Consider the following 12,909-nt stretch of genomic DNA (forward strand, 5'->3'; position numbering starts at 1 on the left):
CTATTGGCTGGGGTTTAACCCGGCCTTTTTTGTAATTTCGAATCATGAAACAAGCATGTAATATAATTACACCCAAAAAATGATTAAAATACATGCGAGTTCCTTGTCTGACTGCGCAAGCCGGTCAGGCATACTATACCGTTGAAACAAAAAAAATTAATCGTATGAAAATCGGATTCGATGCAAAACGGGCATTTCTTAATTCTTCCGGGTTGGGCAACTACAGCCGGAATACGCTGAATGCACTTCAACGGTTTTTCCCGGAGAATCAATACATATTGTTTACACCCGAAGTAAAAAACAGGCTTTTCGATAACTATCAGCGTTTTAAGGTAGTTTCTCCCCGGAACATGGTTGCAAAAAAATTCAAATCGTTGTGGCGGAGCCTTTTTTTGGTTCCTCATTTAAAAAGGCACGGAGTAGATCTTTTTCATGGGTTAAGCAACGAAATTCCCCAGGGAATCCACAAAAGCAACATTCCTTCGGTGGTTACCGTTCACGATCTGATTTTTATGCGCTACCCTGAATTTTACAAGCCAATCGATCGTAAAATCTACTTCAAAAAAATAAAATACGCCTGCCATGTAGCCGATAAAATTATTGCTATCAGTAAGCAGACCAAACATGATATTGAAACCTTTTTTCATATTCCAAAGGAAAAAATCGAACTGATTTACCAGCCGGTAGGAGCGGCATTTTTCGAAAAACAACATATCGAATCTGTTCGGGAGAAGTATCATCTTCCCGAAAGATTCATCCTGGCAGTGGGCACCCTGGAACCCAGAAAAAATCAACTGGCTTTATTACAAGCTCTTCATTCGGCCAAAATACGCATACCGGTTATTTTTGTTGGGAAACAAACCCGCCCGTATACCTCTGAAATACAACACTTCCTTTCTGAAAAGAAAATGGAAAACCAGGTAATTTTTTTACCGCATGTTCCTGAAACAGATCTGGCCGGACTTTACCAAAGTGCAACTCTTTCGGTTTACATTTCAGTATTTGAAGGATTTGGATTACCTGTAATTGAGGCGATGGCAAGCGGCTGTCCGGTTCTTACTTCCACTGTTTCTGTTTTACCTGAAACCGCCGGAGATGCAGCTATTTTATGCAACCCTTCGGCTATTGAAGAAATTGCCCAAAAGATAGCATCATTGCTCCAAAATGAGCCATTGCGTAACGAACTGATTCAAAAAGGCAGGGTCCGGGCAGAGCAATTTCACCCGGAGAATTACGCCAAAAATTTAGTTTCTTTATACGCTAAAATTTGGGAGGAAAAACATGCATGACGATCTGAAACAGGCAGTGGAAATATTAAAAAACGGCGGGGTAATTTTGTACCCGACAGATACCATTTGGGGCATTGGCTGCGATGCTACAAACCCGGAGGCAGTAGCCCGGATTTACCGGATAAAAAAACGTGAAGATTCCAAAAGTATGCTGGTGTTAATGGAAAACCCTGCGCTACTCGAACGCTACGTTGATGATGTTCCGGAGGTTGCCTGGGATTTGGTGGAAATTACCACCACCCCTCTCACAGTAATTTACCCGGGCGCTAAAAACCTCGCCCCCAACCTGATTGCTGAAGACGGAAGTATTGGTATCCGTTTTACAAAAGAAGAATTTACCTCCAAACTTTTGCAGCGTTTTCGCAGACCAATCGTTTCCACCTCTGCCAATATCAGCGGGCAAAAACCCCCGGCCTTTTTCGATGAAATTTCCGAAGAAATTAAAAACCAGGTGGACTATATCGTGGAATACAGACAAGATGATGTAACACCTGCACAGCCTTCCAGTATTATCAAATTATGGCCCGACGGCAGGATTGACATCATTCGAAAATAAACTACGAATCAGAGTTTTATCACCTTTCCTGATCCCAAAACCGATGTGTCGATTTGCGGATCTCCTTTATATCTGACACCGCCGGAGCCGGCTACGCGCGCTTTCAGGGTTTCGATGGCATGTACCGTGCAACTTCCTGATCCAGCCACTTTTGCATCCACATGTTTGGCCTCAAAACCTAACGTTTCTACATTCCCGGAGCCTGAAACGACAACCGAAAAATCTTCAGCAACACCCCCTTTTTCTATAAGAATATCACCGGAACCAGAAACTGCAGCTTTTACCCGCTCGGCATCAAGTTCTTCCAGGGAGATATCGCCACTGCCGCTTACGATTAAATCAATAATACGCGACTGAATTTTGCTGTCAGCAATAATGTCTCCCGACCCCGAAACAGAAAGAGCATTTATTTCCGGGACGGTCACATAAACTTCCACTTTCCCGGGATTAAAAGTTTGCCGGAAAATGTTATTGGTGCGAAAACGAATAACTAAACTACGTCCTTTTACCTCGCTTATAATTTCATCGAGCGTGGATGATTTGGCAACAACCCTAACACTTTGACTACTCCCTTGCTCAAGGTATAGTTTTCCGGATATTCGAAATGATATTTCTGAAAATGAAGGAACTTCCCGGTTTTCTTTTTCCGCCCTGGCTGCTGTTGACAACAAAAGTCCCGAAATGAGTAATGTGTAAAATAAAATCTTTGTTTTCATGAAATTTTCCTTTAATCGTATTTTTTTCATTTTTCAATGTAGTAATGACGCGCGAATCAGACGAAAGTTGCACAAACGGTAAAATTTTCTGTAACCTTTTCCACTCATCTCCATTTAACTAATTCAATGAGAAATCAACTTTTTGATTTTAAAAAGATGTGTTTAAATGAAACAAAACCATCAAATCGCTTTTTATTCACTCCATTCAGGAAAAGGATAAAAAAAGATACCAGCACCAAGAGCCGATCCTTAGTGGCGTAAGTGGTTGTTACTCCATCAAACCTTCCGGCAACCGAAGTTGAATGGTTTTTTGGGATTCATCCAGTTTCAGCAGAAAATCTTCATTAAACGGCACCAGGGTTTCCTGGCCTTTGGCATCTACCGTAAAAACAATATTCCCCGCATAATCATCAACGGCAATGATTTCACCCACTTCGTCCCCGTTTTCATTCAGTAGCCGGAAAGACAGAAACCGGGAAGTTACGGCATCCTCCTCGGGTTCATCAACGATTTCGTTGTTGTAAAGATAAACCGGACTCCCCACCAGCCTGCGGGCATATTTTTCTGTCTCCACCGAGTCGAATTGAACCAACGCTGCCTTGGTCGAACGGAACCGGAAACCGCCTTCTGCAATAAAAAACGGAACCAGCAGCCCATCTATTTCCAGAAAATACCGACTGGTGCCGGCTGTTGATTCTTCAAATTCAGGCTCAAATTCCAGAACTAATTCACCATGAACGCCATGAGTTTTGCGGATGAAGCCAATTTTTTGGCAATCAGATTTTGGTATTGTTTCCATTGGGTACAAATATAAGTAAATCGCAGCTTGGAAAGCTCCTTGTCATACCTACAATTAGCCGGCAACGCGAAACCAGTCGTTTGTAACTTTTTTCAGCATAAAAAAAACCACCTGTCTTTGGCAGACAAGTGGTTCTTTATTCTTTGTTTGAAAAACTTCAGTTAAGAATCGGCGCCCTTTTCTTTTGGAGCTTCTTCATTTTCTTCCGGTTTTTCTTCGGCGGCCGGAACTTCTTCCGCTTTAGCTTCCGCTTTTTCTTCTGCCGGTTTTTCAGATGCTTCTGCTGCAGGAGCTTCCTCCTTAGCCTCTTCTGCTACGGGAGTTTCCTCCTTAGCTTCTTCCGCTACGGGAGCTTCTTCCACTTTCTCTGCTTCCTGCTCCTCTGCCGGTGCTTCTGCCGTTTCAACTTCCGCTACCGGAGCTTCTTCTGCGGCCGGAGCTTCAGCAACTTCTTCTTCTGCTGCGGCTTCTTCCACTTCTTCGGCTGCTTCTGCAGCTAATTCAGCATTTTTGGCCGCAATAGCAGCCTCTTTGGCTTCGCGCAGTTTGGTTTCAGCCTCAAGTTGTTTCTGAACAACTGCATCAGCTTCACCTTCTATGCGTTCTTTCTTTGCCTGGATTTTCGCTTCCTTCTCGGTCAGCCATTTTTCCAGTTTCTTTTCAGCTTCCTCTTCCGTGAAAGCTCCTTTTTTAACTCCACCCATCAGGTGTTTTTTGTAGAGCACACCCTTGTAAGACAAAATTGTCCTAACGGTGTCAGTAGGTTGAGCGCCTTTCAAAAGCCAGTCATAAGCTTTGTCAAAATCGAGATCTATCGTAGCAGGATTCGTATTCGGATTATACAAGCCAATCCGTTCAATGTACCTGCCATCTCGTGGCGCCCTGCTATCTGCTACCACAATGTGGTAGAAAGCATAACGTTTGCGGCCGTGCCGCGCTAATCTCATTTTTACTGGCATATTTCCTTTTTTAATTTTGAAAAATGTGGCCGCAAAGATAGTATAAAAATCTGTTTAAGAAATGAATGAAACATTTTTTCTTGTAATATGACCAGTGCTTAACCTCTCAATGGTTAGTGATGCTCCGGACAAATATGGTTCGTCCATCCCGGCGAAATCAAACCCGTCGGAATGTCACCCTAAAAAACGTTCAGATTTTCGTTCGGAAAAAAGAAAAAAATCTACTTTTGGGTATTCCAAAAAGAAAAATTTACGAAGTCTTCCGGCTGGTTTTGGCAACAATTCCGGCAACGCATTTCAAATCAGCAAGATTAAAAAACAAACGATGAGATATTATAAAAAAACAGATAACATCATTTCAGGCAGAATTGATAGTACGGACGATAACAGCAAATTCAGATTGCATCAAAAAATAAAAAATATTGATGTGTTTGACAAAACCTTAAAAATCCAGGAAAAACGATCTTTTGGAATTGTTTCATATTGTGTGGATGAAGGGGTGAAACGCAACAAAGGAAGGGAAGGCACAAAAGAAGGCCCTGAATTTGTAAAAAAACACCTCGCCTCCAAACCCTTTCATTACGATGGAAATATTTATGATTGCGGCCGTATTATTCAGGAAGACAACAACCTGGAAGAGATGCAGAAGGAACTCTCCATGGTAATCAAGCGGTTAACCGAATTAAATATTTTTCCGATTGTTATTGGGGGTGGCCACGATGTTCTTTACGGAAGCGCCAAAGGTATCGAAAATCAACCCGGAAATATTGGTATTATTAGTTTTGATGCCCATTTTGACAACCGGCAGGAAGACAGAAGCACATCCGGGACAGCGTTTAATCAGTTAGCGGAAACAACTGACATCCAAACACTGGTTATTGGAATATCCGAAATCTCCAATACAAAATCTCTTTTTACTCACGCCGAGTTATCGGGAATTGAATATATTAACGACGACGATTTTAACTTTAAGCCAACCAATACCATTATAAAACAGGTGAATGAATTCATTCAGAGTAAAAATAAAATACACATTACTATCTGTACAGATGTTTTTCCTTCTTATGTAGCGCCGGGAGTTAGCGCTCCAAGTGGTATTGGAATCGACCTTTTCAAATTTGCCGAAGTTTTTCGGTTTATCGTTCAAACCGGGAAGGTAATATCTTTCGACATTGCAGAAATATCACCCAGGTTTGATGTGAATGAAAGCACGGCAACACTGGGAGCCACAATAATCTCAAAATTAATAAACTACATTTTCACCCTGGAAGATGAACAGAATAAATAAAGCAACTCTTTTATTAGGCGCCATATCTATTACCGATGTCTATATTAATTCCCACACTTTTCCTCAGGAAAAAAACGAATATTTTGCAGCAAAACAAAAGGTAACAGATAAACTCAGTGAAAAGGGACGACCGTTTAAAAGTGGCTATTTTGACGAAAAAGAATATGAAGATTTTGCAATCTCAGCAAGTTCATATTCGAAAATGGCATGCAGGGATATTTTTCTGCATGTTAAACTGGAAGATAAATATATAAAAGACAACATAACGGATACCCAAACAGCAAAACTGGAAAAATGTAAATTTGAAGATACCTACCTGGTTTTTCTTCATAGCGCCAATGCTGTTGTGCTTACCTCTGTAGTGCTTGATGACTTTGATTTATCGTACGATGAATACCAACAACTTTGCAGGGCCCTGCATACATGTTTCCCGCTTTTGTATAAAGATCTGGTAGTTGAACTTTGCACGGACTACTACCGTGTTATGAAAACGTATTATGCGGATACAACCAAAGTAACATTGAAAGAAGAATCGTTGCAGGATGCTTCTTTTGAGACACATATAAAATGCCAAACCCTTAATTTTTCCATTTACAACCACTTCATTTTTGACAGTGAATTACACTCCAACGATTCAGATATCCACACATTTTTTGCAAACGAGGAGTGCATGGAGAAAATGACAGAATCTTCAGTAAATAAAACAAAGATTAAATACGGTTACACGCATTCGTTTTATTTGTTTGGCGACTCAATAAAAAGAAACTACTACGAAAAATTATATAAACTGCCCCTCTTTAATGTTCTGGCTAACTGGGCCACAATAAGAGCCATTACCAATGAAATAGGAGATTTGTCAGATGCATGTAAAAACTCCTTAAAAGGTAAATTTATCATCTCTTCGCATAACAAAATGAAAAAATACCTGCTTAAAATTGAGGAGCTGTATGCAGAATTTGATGGATACTCCATAACCAATAACCCGATTAACTATCATCTGATCCACCTGTATAAAAAGGCTTTTGGGGAATATGAGCACATGGACAGACTTACCAAAAAAAGGGAGCAGGTTTATAGTTTTATGGCTACCTTATCGAATCAAAGAATAGAGCATTCCACAAATTTTACCAATGCCATTCTAACCATAATTGCTTGTGTCGCTATTTTCGAAGTAATAGAGCTCAACATTCTGAATGTTACTATTCTATCCGTTGGATTGTTAATCGTTTATATGATAAGAAGATTTATTCAGAACAAAAAAATTAAGCTGTAACTCCTCTACCGCAGGAATTCTTTCTTCCGTTAACAAGGTCGTCGGCATGGGAGTGTTTCCAACCGCTTTCCACAGCCAACATAGTCCGGGAAAGGCATGTAACAGAGTGTGACCTCATGCAGGGGCATTCTCCGTGGCATAACAAGACGGGGATTTTCACCACACATTAAAAATGTGCGCCAGCGGAGAAATCCGGTGATATTCATAAAACAGTACCGGGATAACCGTGGCTTCTCCCGATGCATGGGTATCTATCGCAGCATTAATATCCTCAACATTGGGCATCGAACCGGTGGTGGTTATCTGCGACGACCACAAGTCAGTATATAATGATTTCCACACTTGCGGAGACAAAATATTATCGTTGGTCACTGTCCCGTTGTAAAGCGAATCGTCCACCAGGTTTAGCCCGTAATCAAACAGGATGCCCGACGGTACCTGGGAAAGATCGACATCCTCGAAAATGGTATTCATCTGGCTCCTGAAATCAGTGCTTTGAGCCAATACATTTTGAAAAAACAAACAAAATATAGTGAAGATAAAAATTACTTTTTTCATGATTAATGTTTTTTTTTAACTAAAGTGAATTTAAAATTGTGCTAAGGTTCATAATTGATAAATTTGACATCGAAACGTCCATCCCGTATTTCAATTTTCTCTCCAGATGAGTTGACTGCATCAAAATAAAATGTGCCGGATATTATTTGATTTATAGTATCAAATCGTGATATGTAGATTTTTCCAAAATCATCATAAGTTGTTTGAAAGGAAGCTGTTTGTGACGCATAATTTTTAAAGTGGACAATTCCATTAGAACAATCTTCATCAGATTCAAAAGAACCTTTCAATGTCGATTCTCCTTTAATAACGGAATCTCTGCAAATTTCCAAAATAATCGTATAACCTTTTCCTACTGCGTCAATGATCCATCTTCTATCCTCCCATTGATTATTTGATGCACCAAGTGGGGATCCAAACAGCAATGGTTCTGAATTCCATACCTTTCCATTTACAAGGCAACCAAATGTACCTGCCCCTGTTTGGGTAATAGGAGGAAGTTGGGGCTCTTCGTTTTCTTTTTCACAACTGCCTGCAGCAAAAAGAATAAAGATTAGCAGGTTTATTAACAGAAATGCGCTTTGTTTTTTCATAATTAATGATTTTTATAGTGATTATTAAGATTATTATTGAATCGGATCAATCCGATCAATTTTTATGTCGAACCTGCCATCCGTAATTTTTACAGTATCATTTGACATGTTTATTGCATCAAAGCTAAAGATCCCTGATACAATTTTATTTACAGTATCAAGTTTGGTAATAGTGAATTGTACCGGGAGTCCTTTTTGCCAAGCAAATGAAGTCATTTCATAGTTTTTGGAGAAATAATGAAGCCCAATACCTCTCCCATACACTTCATCGGTTGAAATATTTACCTTTCCTACTTTTAAGGAGTCTTCATGAATGCCAAAATAAAAACTACTTTCAGCTCCTTGATTTGCACCAATTTCCCACATTCGGTATCCAAATTCCCTAACCAGTTTTGCTGAAACCCTGGGTTGGGTAGGGAACGCAATAACTAATTCCGGTAACCAGATATCTCCATTTACCAAACATCCAAAAGTATCTTCCCCTGTTTGGGTGACTGGTGGCAGTTGGGGGTCTTCATCTTCTTTTTCGCAACTGCCTGCAGTAAATAGGATAAAAGCAAAAAACATAATAAATGAATAAATTCTTTTCTTTTTCATGATTAATGGATTCTACTAATAAATTGATCAATTACCTTTCAATGTCAACACTCTTCTTTTTATTTTCAAGTACCTAGTAGTGAGCAAGTAGCACAGAGTACTTTTTTGTATTCAAGGTAACCGGAAGATACCAGGTGGGAGAGCATTTAGAGCGGGTTGTGTTTGAGGTGCCGGGCAAATCAACCTGCTTGCTGTCCGGTCATTTTTAGGGTTTGTTTATCGTTCATGTTTCATTTTTGGTGGTTTCTTTAAGTGGTCTTGTATGGTAGATGGTTAGCGTTTTCAAAAGGTTGCGCAGGAAATATTTTTTGGGGTTGAGGTCCATCCTGTTTTTGGTTTTATTGTTTTGTGAATTGCGGACTTGTTACTATAAATATATTCGGAAAAGCTGTAAAAGGTAACCCCCGGAACAAGATGTTATGCAACATAATGTTTGGTTTAAACAGTGTAACAGAAGACGCTTTGAGGTCTTTCAGACACTCAAAGGTCAATGGCCAGCAAACGAAACCTCAAAGTGTCCGGAGATACTTTAAGAGTTTACAGCGAATAAAAATACGGGGCACATAGTGTAAATGCGGGCAGGGAGGTACATAACAAACGTACTCATTACCACCTTAAATGCGGGACAATTGCCAAAATCAACACAATAATCAATACCACAAACAACACAAACGCCGCATCGTTCCTTATTTTTCTTGAAAGCCAGACAACAACCGGTGTAAATATTCCCAAAAAAATGGCTTCTCTGAATTCCCTCATGCTGATGCTAAAATGGCCGGTTGAAATCCAGTTTGAAATTTCAGGAAGGAACAAAAACAGTGCGATGGAAGCTACTATTACTTCGCCAAATTGAATAAAACGTTTCATATCTTCTAATCTCCTTTTACTTCACCCGTCCCGGATTTTTTTTCACAAAGTCACTCCAGTTTTTGTACTCTTTGTTTTTTTGCGGTTTTCCCTGCTGGATAAAATGGCAAATAGCCACGGCCACAGCGTCACTGGCATCCAGGCCGTGGTCGAGATCGGCCAAATGATACACCTTCTGCAAAAAATAAGCTACCTGTTGTTTGGAAGCACGTCCCATTCCGGTAATGGATTGTTTTACCAGCAGCGGGGCATACTCATGGATGGGAACTGAATGGTGGAGGGCTGCCGCCATAATTACGCCCTGCCCGCGTCCCAATTTCAGCATCGACTGCACATTTTTCCCGTAAAACGGCGCTTCAATGGCCATCACATCCGGGCGGTACTCCTCAATGAGGTGCAGCGCCCTTTCATGCAAATGCTTCAGGCGCTGGTAGTGGTCGGAATACCTGCCGGGCACCAGGGTTCCCATATTCAGAATGACCGGCTGGTTATTCCGTATTTCAACCAACCCGTAACCCGTGACGGTTGTTCCGGGGTCAATTCCCAATATTTTCAGTGGTTTTTGGTTCATGAAAATCTTTGCGCTTTTTTATCCAGTCGCTGCACAAAAATGCCGGCAACAATAAAAATTAATCCGATAAAGGTAGTGATGAACAGGGTCTCCTTCAAAATAAAACGAATGAAAATGAGCGACAGAAAAGGCGTCAAAAAAATAAGATTTCCTGTTTTGGCATTGTTGGTACTATGTTGCAGGGCTTTCATCCAAAAAACATAGGTGATACCCACCTCAAAAATGCCCACATATACGGCAGCCAGAATCCCGGTGCCTGCTTCTACCCGGAACCCGGAGAACAAAAACATGACACCCGTAAGAAATATCAGTCCGAAGAAAAAACTGAGAAACAGTTTAATGACCGCATCCCTTTTGTCGCGAACGTTGAGAATCCAGTAAAGCGACCAGATGACAGAGCTTCCCAGGGCAAGCAGCACCCCATACATGCTGGTATTTTGAAAACCACTCCACCCGCCCTGCGACGAAATAAATACCACTCCCGTAAAACTGACAAACAGCCCCACGATACTCCATTTCCCGATCTTCTGTCCTAAAAAAGGAACCGACAGTAAGGTTAAAACAATGGGCCATACCATGTTGAGCGGTTGCGCCAGCTGTGCAGGTAGCAGGGAGTAGGCTTTAAATAAAACGAGGTAGTAAAACAACGGATTAAACGCGCCAAGAAACAGGGAATAAAATAACTGACCCGCCGACTGCCGGTAGAGAAGTTGCATTTTCCCCTGCATCAGGATGATGCCAAAAAGAATCACAACAGCAACGGCCGAAGCATAAAAAATAAGTTGTATAAAATCCAGCTCACGCAGTCCGATTTTAAAAGAAGTAGCTACCGTCGACCACAAAAGCACGGATATTCCGGCAAAAAAATAGGATTTGTTAGTTGAATTCATTGGGGATTGTATCCTGAATAAAAAACTCCTCTTCGGGGTTGGTTAACACATCCGGATAAATCTCCCGAAGTTCCCGGAACCTTTCCCGCGACTCTTCCACAAACACACTTCCCGGATAGCGGGTCAGCATTTCCCGGTAGAGCTCTTTGGCCTTTTCTTTTTCATCCAGATTATAATTATACAATTGGGCCAGCATAAAAAGGGCATCGTCGCCAAGCAGCCCGTAACTAAAATCTTCCGTTATCTGTTGAAGGTATTCTGCTGCTGTAGAAAAGTTATTGCGGTCTGTTTCAATTTTTGCTTTGCGAAACAGGATATTATCGGTAAGAGAATGGTAAGGGTACATTCCGGCAATGGAATCGAGTGTGGCCAGTGCCAGCGAATCTTTATTCCGGAAAAACAGCAGGTCGGCACGGGCAAACATTTCCAGGGGAACGGCGGTGGTATCAAGGTCCATGTTGTTCCCAATAAGCATCGAAAGCTCCATGGCATCGTTGGCAGTAAGCTTGGAAGTACTTGCCTTCAGCACATCCAACTGTGCCTTTGCCCAGCTAAAGTTGCCCATAAAATATCCCAGCCTGGCTTTTTTCAGTTTCACCTGATCGCCAAGCGCGTTGTTCTTATTGGCGTCTATCACCTGCGAATAAAGCAGGGTCGCTTCCCAGGGATCGCCGGTATACACATAAACATCGGCCAATTCTGTTTTTAGCATCCCTGATTCTCCGGGCTTGAGAAGGGGAATCTCCAGGCCTTTTTCCAAAACCAAAATAGCCTTTTCGGTTTGATCCAGATAAAAAGCGAGCAAATGGGCATAATCTTTTATCAGGTCGAGGGTTCCGGCAGAATAGCCCAGCATTTCGAGTCCGTTTTCAAACTGGTGCGCCAGTTCTTCTCCCTGAGCCCGACCGGAAGAATTTTCGGTGGTGTACCGCAAATAAGAGGTCTGGATTTTTTGCACATAAGCCGGAATATAGAGAGGCCCTTCCTCTCCCTTCTTCATAACGTAATCGAAAGCGCGTTCTGCATCCGTGTACTTTTTATTGTTGAGCGCCATTTGCCCCAACTGAAAAATCCGGGCATCTTCTTCCCCGGTGCGCCGGTCGAGCGCAACAGACTGACGCAAAGCTCCTGAAAATTGTTTTTCCTGTAAAAAAAACCAGATGAGCAGCCGGTTATAACCTGTTACATTCGGCTCCGCCTGAATCCGTTTTAATACCTGCTTCCGGAAACTATCCCGCAAGCCATCATCTACATCAAGACGCATGGCTGCCGACAGGGAACTCTCTACCCGGCGAAGCTGGTTTTCATCCAGTCGCAGTAAGTTCAGGTATTCTTCCATCATATTCTCGTAATCGCGCAAATACATATACACACGCGCCAATTCGTAATTAAACTGTTCCTGCGGAATCTCCTTCCGGCCTTTCAGGTACACTTTTTTTGTCCATTCAAACTCCTGCCACTGGAAAAAAGCGTTGGCGGCCACCAGCAAACTGCCTTTATTAACCGCAATTATATCAAGTGCCTGAGAATATTTTTCTTCTGCTTCCTCCTCTTTATTTTGAGCTTTTAATACGTAGCCCCAGTGAACATATAATTCTGCATTGGGTGTTCGTTGTTTTTGCAGTTCTTTCTGAATGAGGTCTTCCACTTCCTCAAAACGCTGGAGTTGTATCATGGAATTGAGATGTAACCTGAAATAGTAATTGTTGCGCGACAGATTGTAAACCTCCAGCAACAAGGGAGCAGCTTTCTCATAATCTTTTGCATGATAATAGGACAAAGCCAGTTTGGAAGTCGTCTGAATTTCGTTTTGCCGGTTCTGGGCAAAAACAATGTTTACACTGAAAATCAACAGCAGGGATACAACAATATGTTTCATGTCCTGTTTCATTATGATACAAAAATAACACGTAAATCCGAACTTCAGTTTGATGTATCACTTTTTACTTTGAA

The 12,909-nt window shown here is 41.5% G+C and carries 14 protein-coding genes; 4 read left to right on the forward strand and 10 right to left on the reverse strand.

Translation table 11 applies throughout. The annotated features are described in order from the left end of the window. The first annotated feature begins 164 nt into the window (after positions 1-164). Positions 165-1,289 (forward strand): glycosyltransferase family 4 protein, encoded by a 1,125-nt coding sequence (locus tag D1164_RS06905; RefSeq protein WP_172594367.1) that lies wholly within the window; start codon positions 165-167, stop codon positions 1,287-1,289. After that, a complete protein-coding gene (locus D1164_RS06910) occupies positions 1,282-1,845 on the forward strand; it encodes an L-threonylcarbamoyladenylate synthase (RefSeq protein WP_119349225.1) in 564 nt (187 codons plus the stop codon). Before D1164_RS06905 ends, D1164_RS06910 begins: the two co-directional genes overlap by 8 nt. A gap of 8 nt (positions 1,846-1,853) precedes the next feature. Here D1164_RS06910 and D1164_RS06915 read toward each other — a convergent pair whose 3' ends face one another. The 3 genes from D1164_RS06915 to D1164_RS06925 form a co-directional block, all read right to left on the reverse strand. After that, positions 1,854-2,561, reverse strand: a complete 708-nt coding sequence (locus D1164_RS06915; protein ID WP_172594368.1) for a head GIN domain-containing protein — start codon at positions 2,559-2,561, stop codon at positions 1,854-1,856. A 268-nt stretch (positions 2,562-2,829) separates the two neighbouring features. Continuing rightward, a complete protein-coding gene (gene rimM, locus D1164_RS06920) occupies positions 2,830-3,360 on the reverse strand; it encodes a ribosome maturation factor RimM (protein WP_119349227.1) in 531 nt (176 codons plus the stop codon). Between the two features lie 161 nt (positions 3,361-3,521). Continuing rightward, positions 3,522-4,319, reverse strand: a complete 798-nt coding sequence (locus tag D1164_RS06925) for a 30S ribosomal protein S16 (RefSeq protein ID WP_119349228.1) — start codon at positions 4,317-4,319, stop codon at positions 3,522-3,524. Between the two features lie 325 nt (positions 4,320-4,644). Here D1164_RS06925 and hutG point away from each other — a divergent pair, with 325 nt between their 5' ends. Beyond that, complete coding sequence (gene hutG, locus D1164_RS06930; RefSeq protein ID WP_172594369.1) at positions 4,645-5,607, forward strand: formimidoylglutamase; 963 nt, start codon at positions 4,645-4,647, stop codon at positions 5,605-5,607. Next, entirely contained in the window at positions 5,591-6,880 is a 1,290-nt protein-coding gene (locus D1164_RS06935) for a hypothetical protein (RefSeq protein WP_119349230.1), read from the forward strand. Before hutG ends, D1164_RS06935 begins: the two co-directional genes overlap by 17 nt. A 156-nt stretch (positions 6,881-7,036) precedes the next feature. Here D1164_RS06935 and D1164_RS06940 read toward each other — a convergent pair whose 3' ends face one another. From D1164_RS06940 to D1164_RS06970, 7 genes are all read right to left on the reverse strand, one after another. Continuing rightward, on the reverse strand, positions 7,037-7,438 hold the full coding sequence (locus D1164_RS06940) for a hypothetical protein (RefSeq protein ID WP_119349231.1): 402 nt from the start codon (positions 7,436-7,438) through the stop codon (positions 7,037-7,039). Positions 7,439-7,479: 41 nt separating this feature from the next. Beyond that, entirely contained in the window at positions 7,480-8,031 is a 552-nt protein-coding gene (locus D1164_RS06945; RefSeq protein WP_119349232.1) for a DUF6252 family protein, read from the reverse strand. 33 nt (positions 8,032-8,064) lie between these two features. Next, on the reverse strand, positions 8,065-8,628 hold the full coding sequence (locus D1164_RS06950) for a hypothetical protein (protein ID WP_119349233.1): 564 nt from the start codon (positions 8,626-8,628) through the stop codon (positions 8,065-8,067). 606 nt (positions 8,629-9,234) lie between these two features. After that, a complete protein-coding gene (locus D1164_RS06955; RefSeq protein WP_119349234.1) occupies positions 9,235-9,495 on the reverse strand; it encodes a hypothetical protein in 261 nt (86 codons plus the stop codon). A 16-nt stretch (positions 9,496-9,511) separates the two neighbouring features. Then, complete coding sequence (ruvC, locus tag D1164_RS06960; protein ID WP_119349235.1) at positions 9,512-10,066, reverse strand: crossover junction endodeoxyribonuclease RuvC; 555 nt, start codon at positions 10,064-10,066, stop codon at positions 9,512-9,514. Continuing rightward, positions 10,063-10,956, reverse strand: a complete 894-nt coding sequence (locus D1164_RS06965) for a DMT family transporter (RefSeq protein ID WP_119349236.1) — start codon at positions 10,954-10,956, stop codon at positions 10,063-10,065. Before D1164_RS06965 ends, ruvC begins: the two co-directional genes overlap by 4 nt. Continuing rightward, positions 10,943-12,835: a tetratricopeptide repeat protein gene (locus D1164_RS06970; protein WP_172594370.1), complete on the reverse strand. Its 1,893-nt coding sequence runs from the start codon at positions 12,833-12,835 to the stop codon at positions 10,943-10,945. The genes D1164_RS06965 and D1164_RS06970 overlap by 14 nt, the downstream gene beginning before the upstream one ends. Between the last annotated feature and the right edge of the window lie 74 nt (positions 12,836-12,909).

The organism is Mariniphaga sediminis (assembly GCF_003573545.1).
GTDB classification, from domain to species: Bacteria; Bacteroidota; Bacteroidia; order Bacteroidales; family Prolixibacteraceae; genus Mariniphaga; species Mariniphaga sediminis.

Excerpts from the sequence above, each read along its gene's own strand:
- D1164_RS06905 (WP_172594367.1), top strand. The coding sequence starts at position 165 with ATGAAAATCGGATTCGATGCAAAACGGGCATTTCTTAATTCTTCCGGG.
- D1164_RS06910 (WP_119349225.1), top strand. The coding sequence starts at position 1,282 with ATGCATGACGATCTGAAACAGGCAGTGGAAATATTAAAAAACGGCGGG.
- D1164_RS06915 (WP_172594368.1), bottom strand. The coding sequence starts at position 2,561 with ATGAAAACAAAGATTTTATTTTACACATTACTCATTTCGGGACTTTTG.
- rimM (WP_119349227.1), bottom strand. The coding sequence starts at position 3,360 with ATGGAAACAATACCAAAATCTGATTGCCAAAAAATTGGCTTCATCCGC.
- D1164_RS06925 (WP_119349228.1), bottom strand. The coding sequence starts at position 4,319 with ATGCCAGTAAAAATGAGATTAGCGCGGCACGGCCGCAAACGTTATGCT.
- hutG (WP_172594369.1), top strand. The coding sequence starts at position 4,645 with ATGAGATATTATAAAAAAACAGATAACATCATTTCAGGCAGAATTGAT.
- D1164_RS06935 (WP_119349230.1), top strand. The coding sequence starts at position 5,591 with ATGAACAGAATAAATAAAGCAACTCTTTTATTAGGCGCCATATCTATT.
- D1164_RS06940 (WP_119349231.1), bottom strand. The coding sequence starts at position 7,438 with ATGAAAAAAGTAATTTTTATCTTCACTATATTTTGTTTGTTTTTTCAA.
- D1164_RS06945 (WP_119349232.1), bottom strand. The coding sequence starts at position 8,031 with ATGAAAAAACAAAGCGCATTTCTGTTAATAAACCTGCTAATCTTTATT.
- D1164_RS06950 (WP_119349233.1), bottom strand. The coding sequence starts at position 8,628 with ATGAAAAAGAAAAGAATTTATTCATTTATTATGTTTTTTGCTTTTATC.
- D1164_RS06955 (WP_119349234.1), bottom strand. The coding sequence starts at position 9,495 with ATGAAACGTTTTATTCAATTTGGCGAAGTAATAGTAGCTTCCATCGCA.
- ruvC (WP_119349235.1), bottom strand. The coding sequence starts at position 10,066 with ATGAACCAAAAACCACTGAAAATATTGGGAATTGACCCCGGAACAACC.
- D1164_RS06965 (WP_119349236.1), bottom strand. The coding sequence starts at position 10,956 with ATGAATTCAACTAACAAATCCTATTTTTTTGCCGGAATATCCGTGCTT.
- D1164_RS06970 (WP_172594370.1), bottom strand. The coding sequence starts at position 12,835 with ATGAAACATATTGTTGTATCCCTGCTGTTGATTTTCAGTGTAAACATT.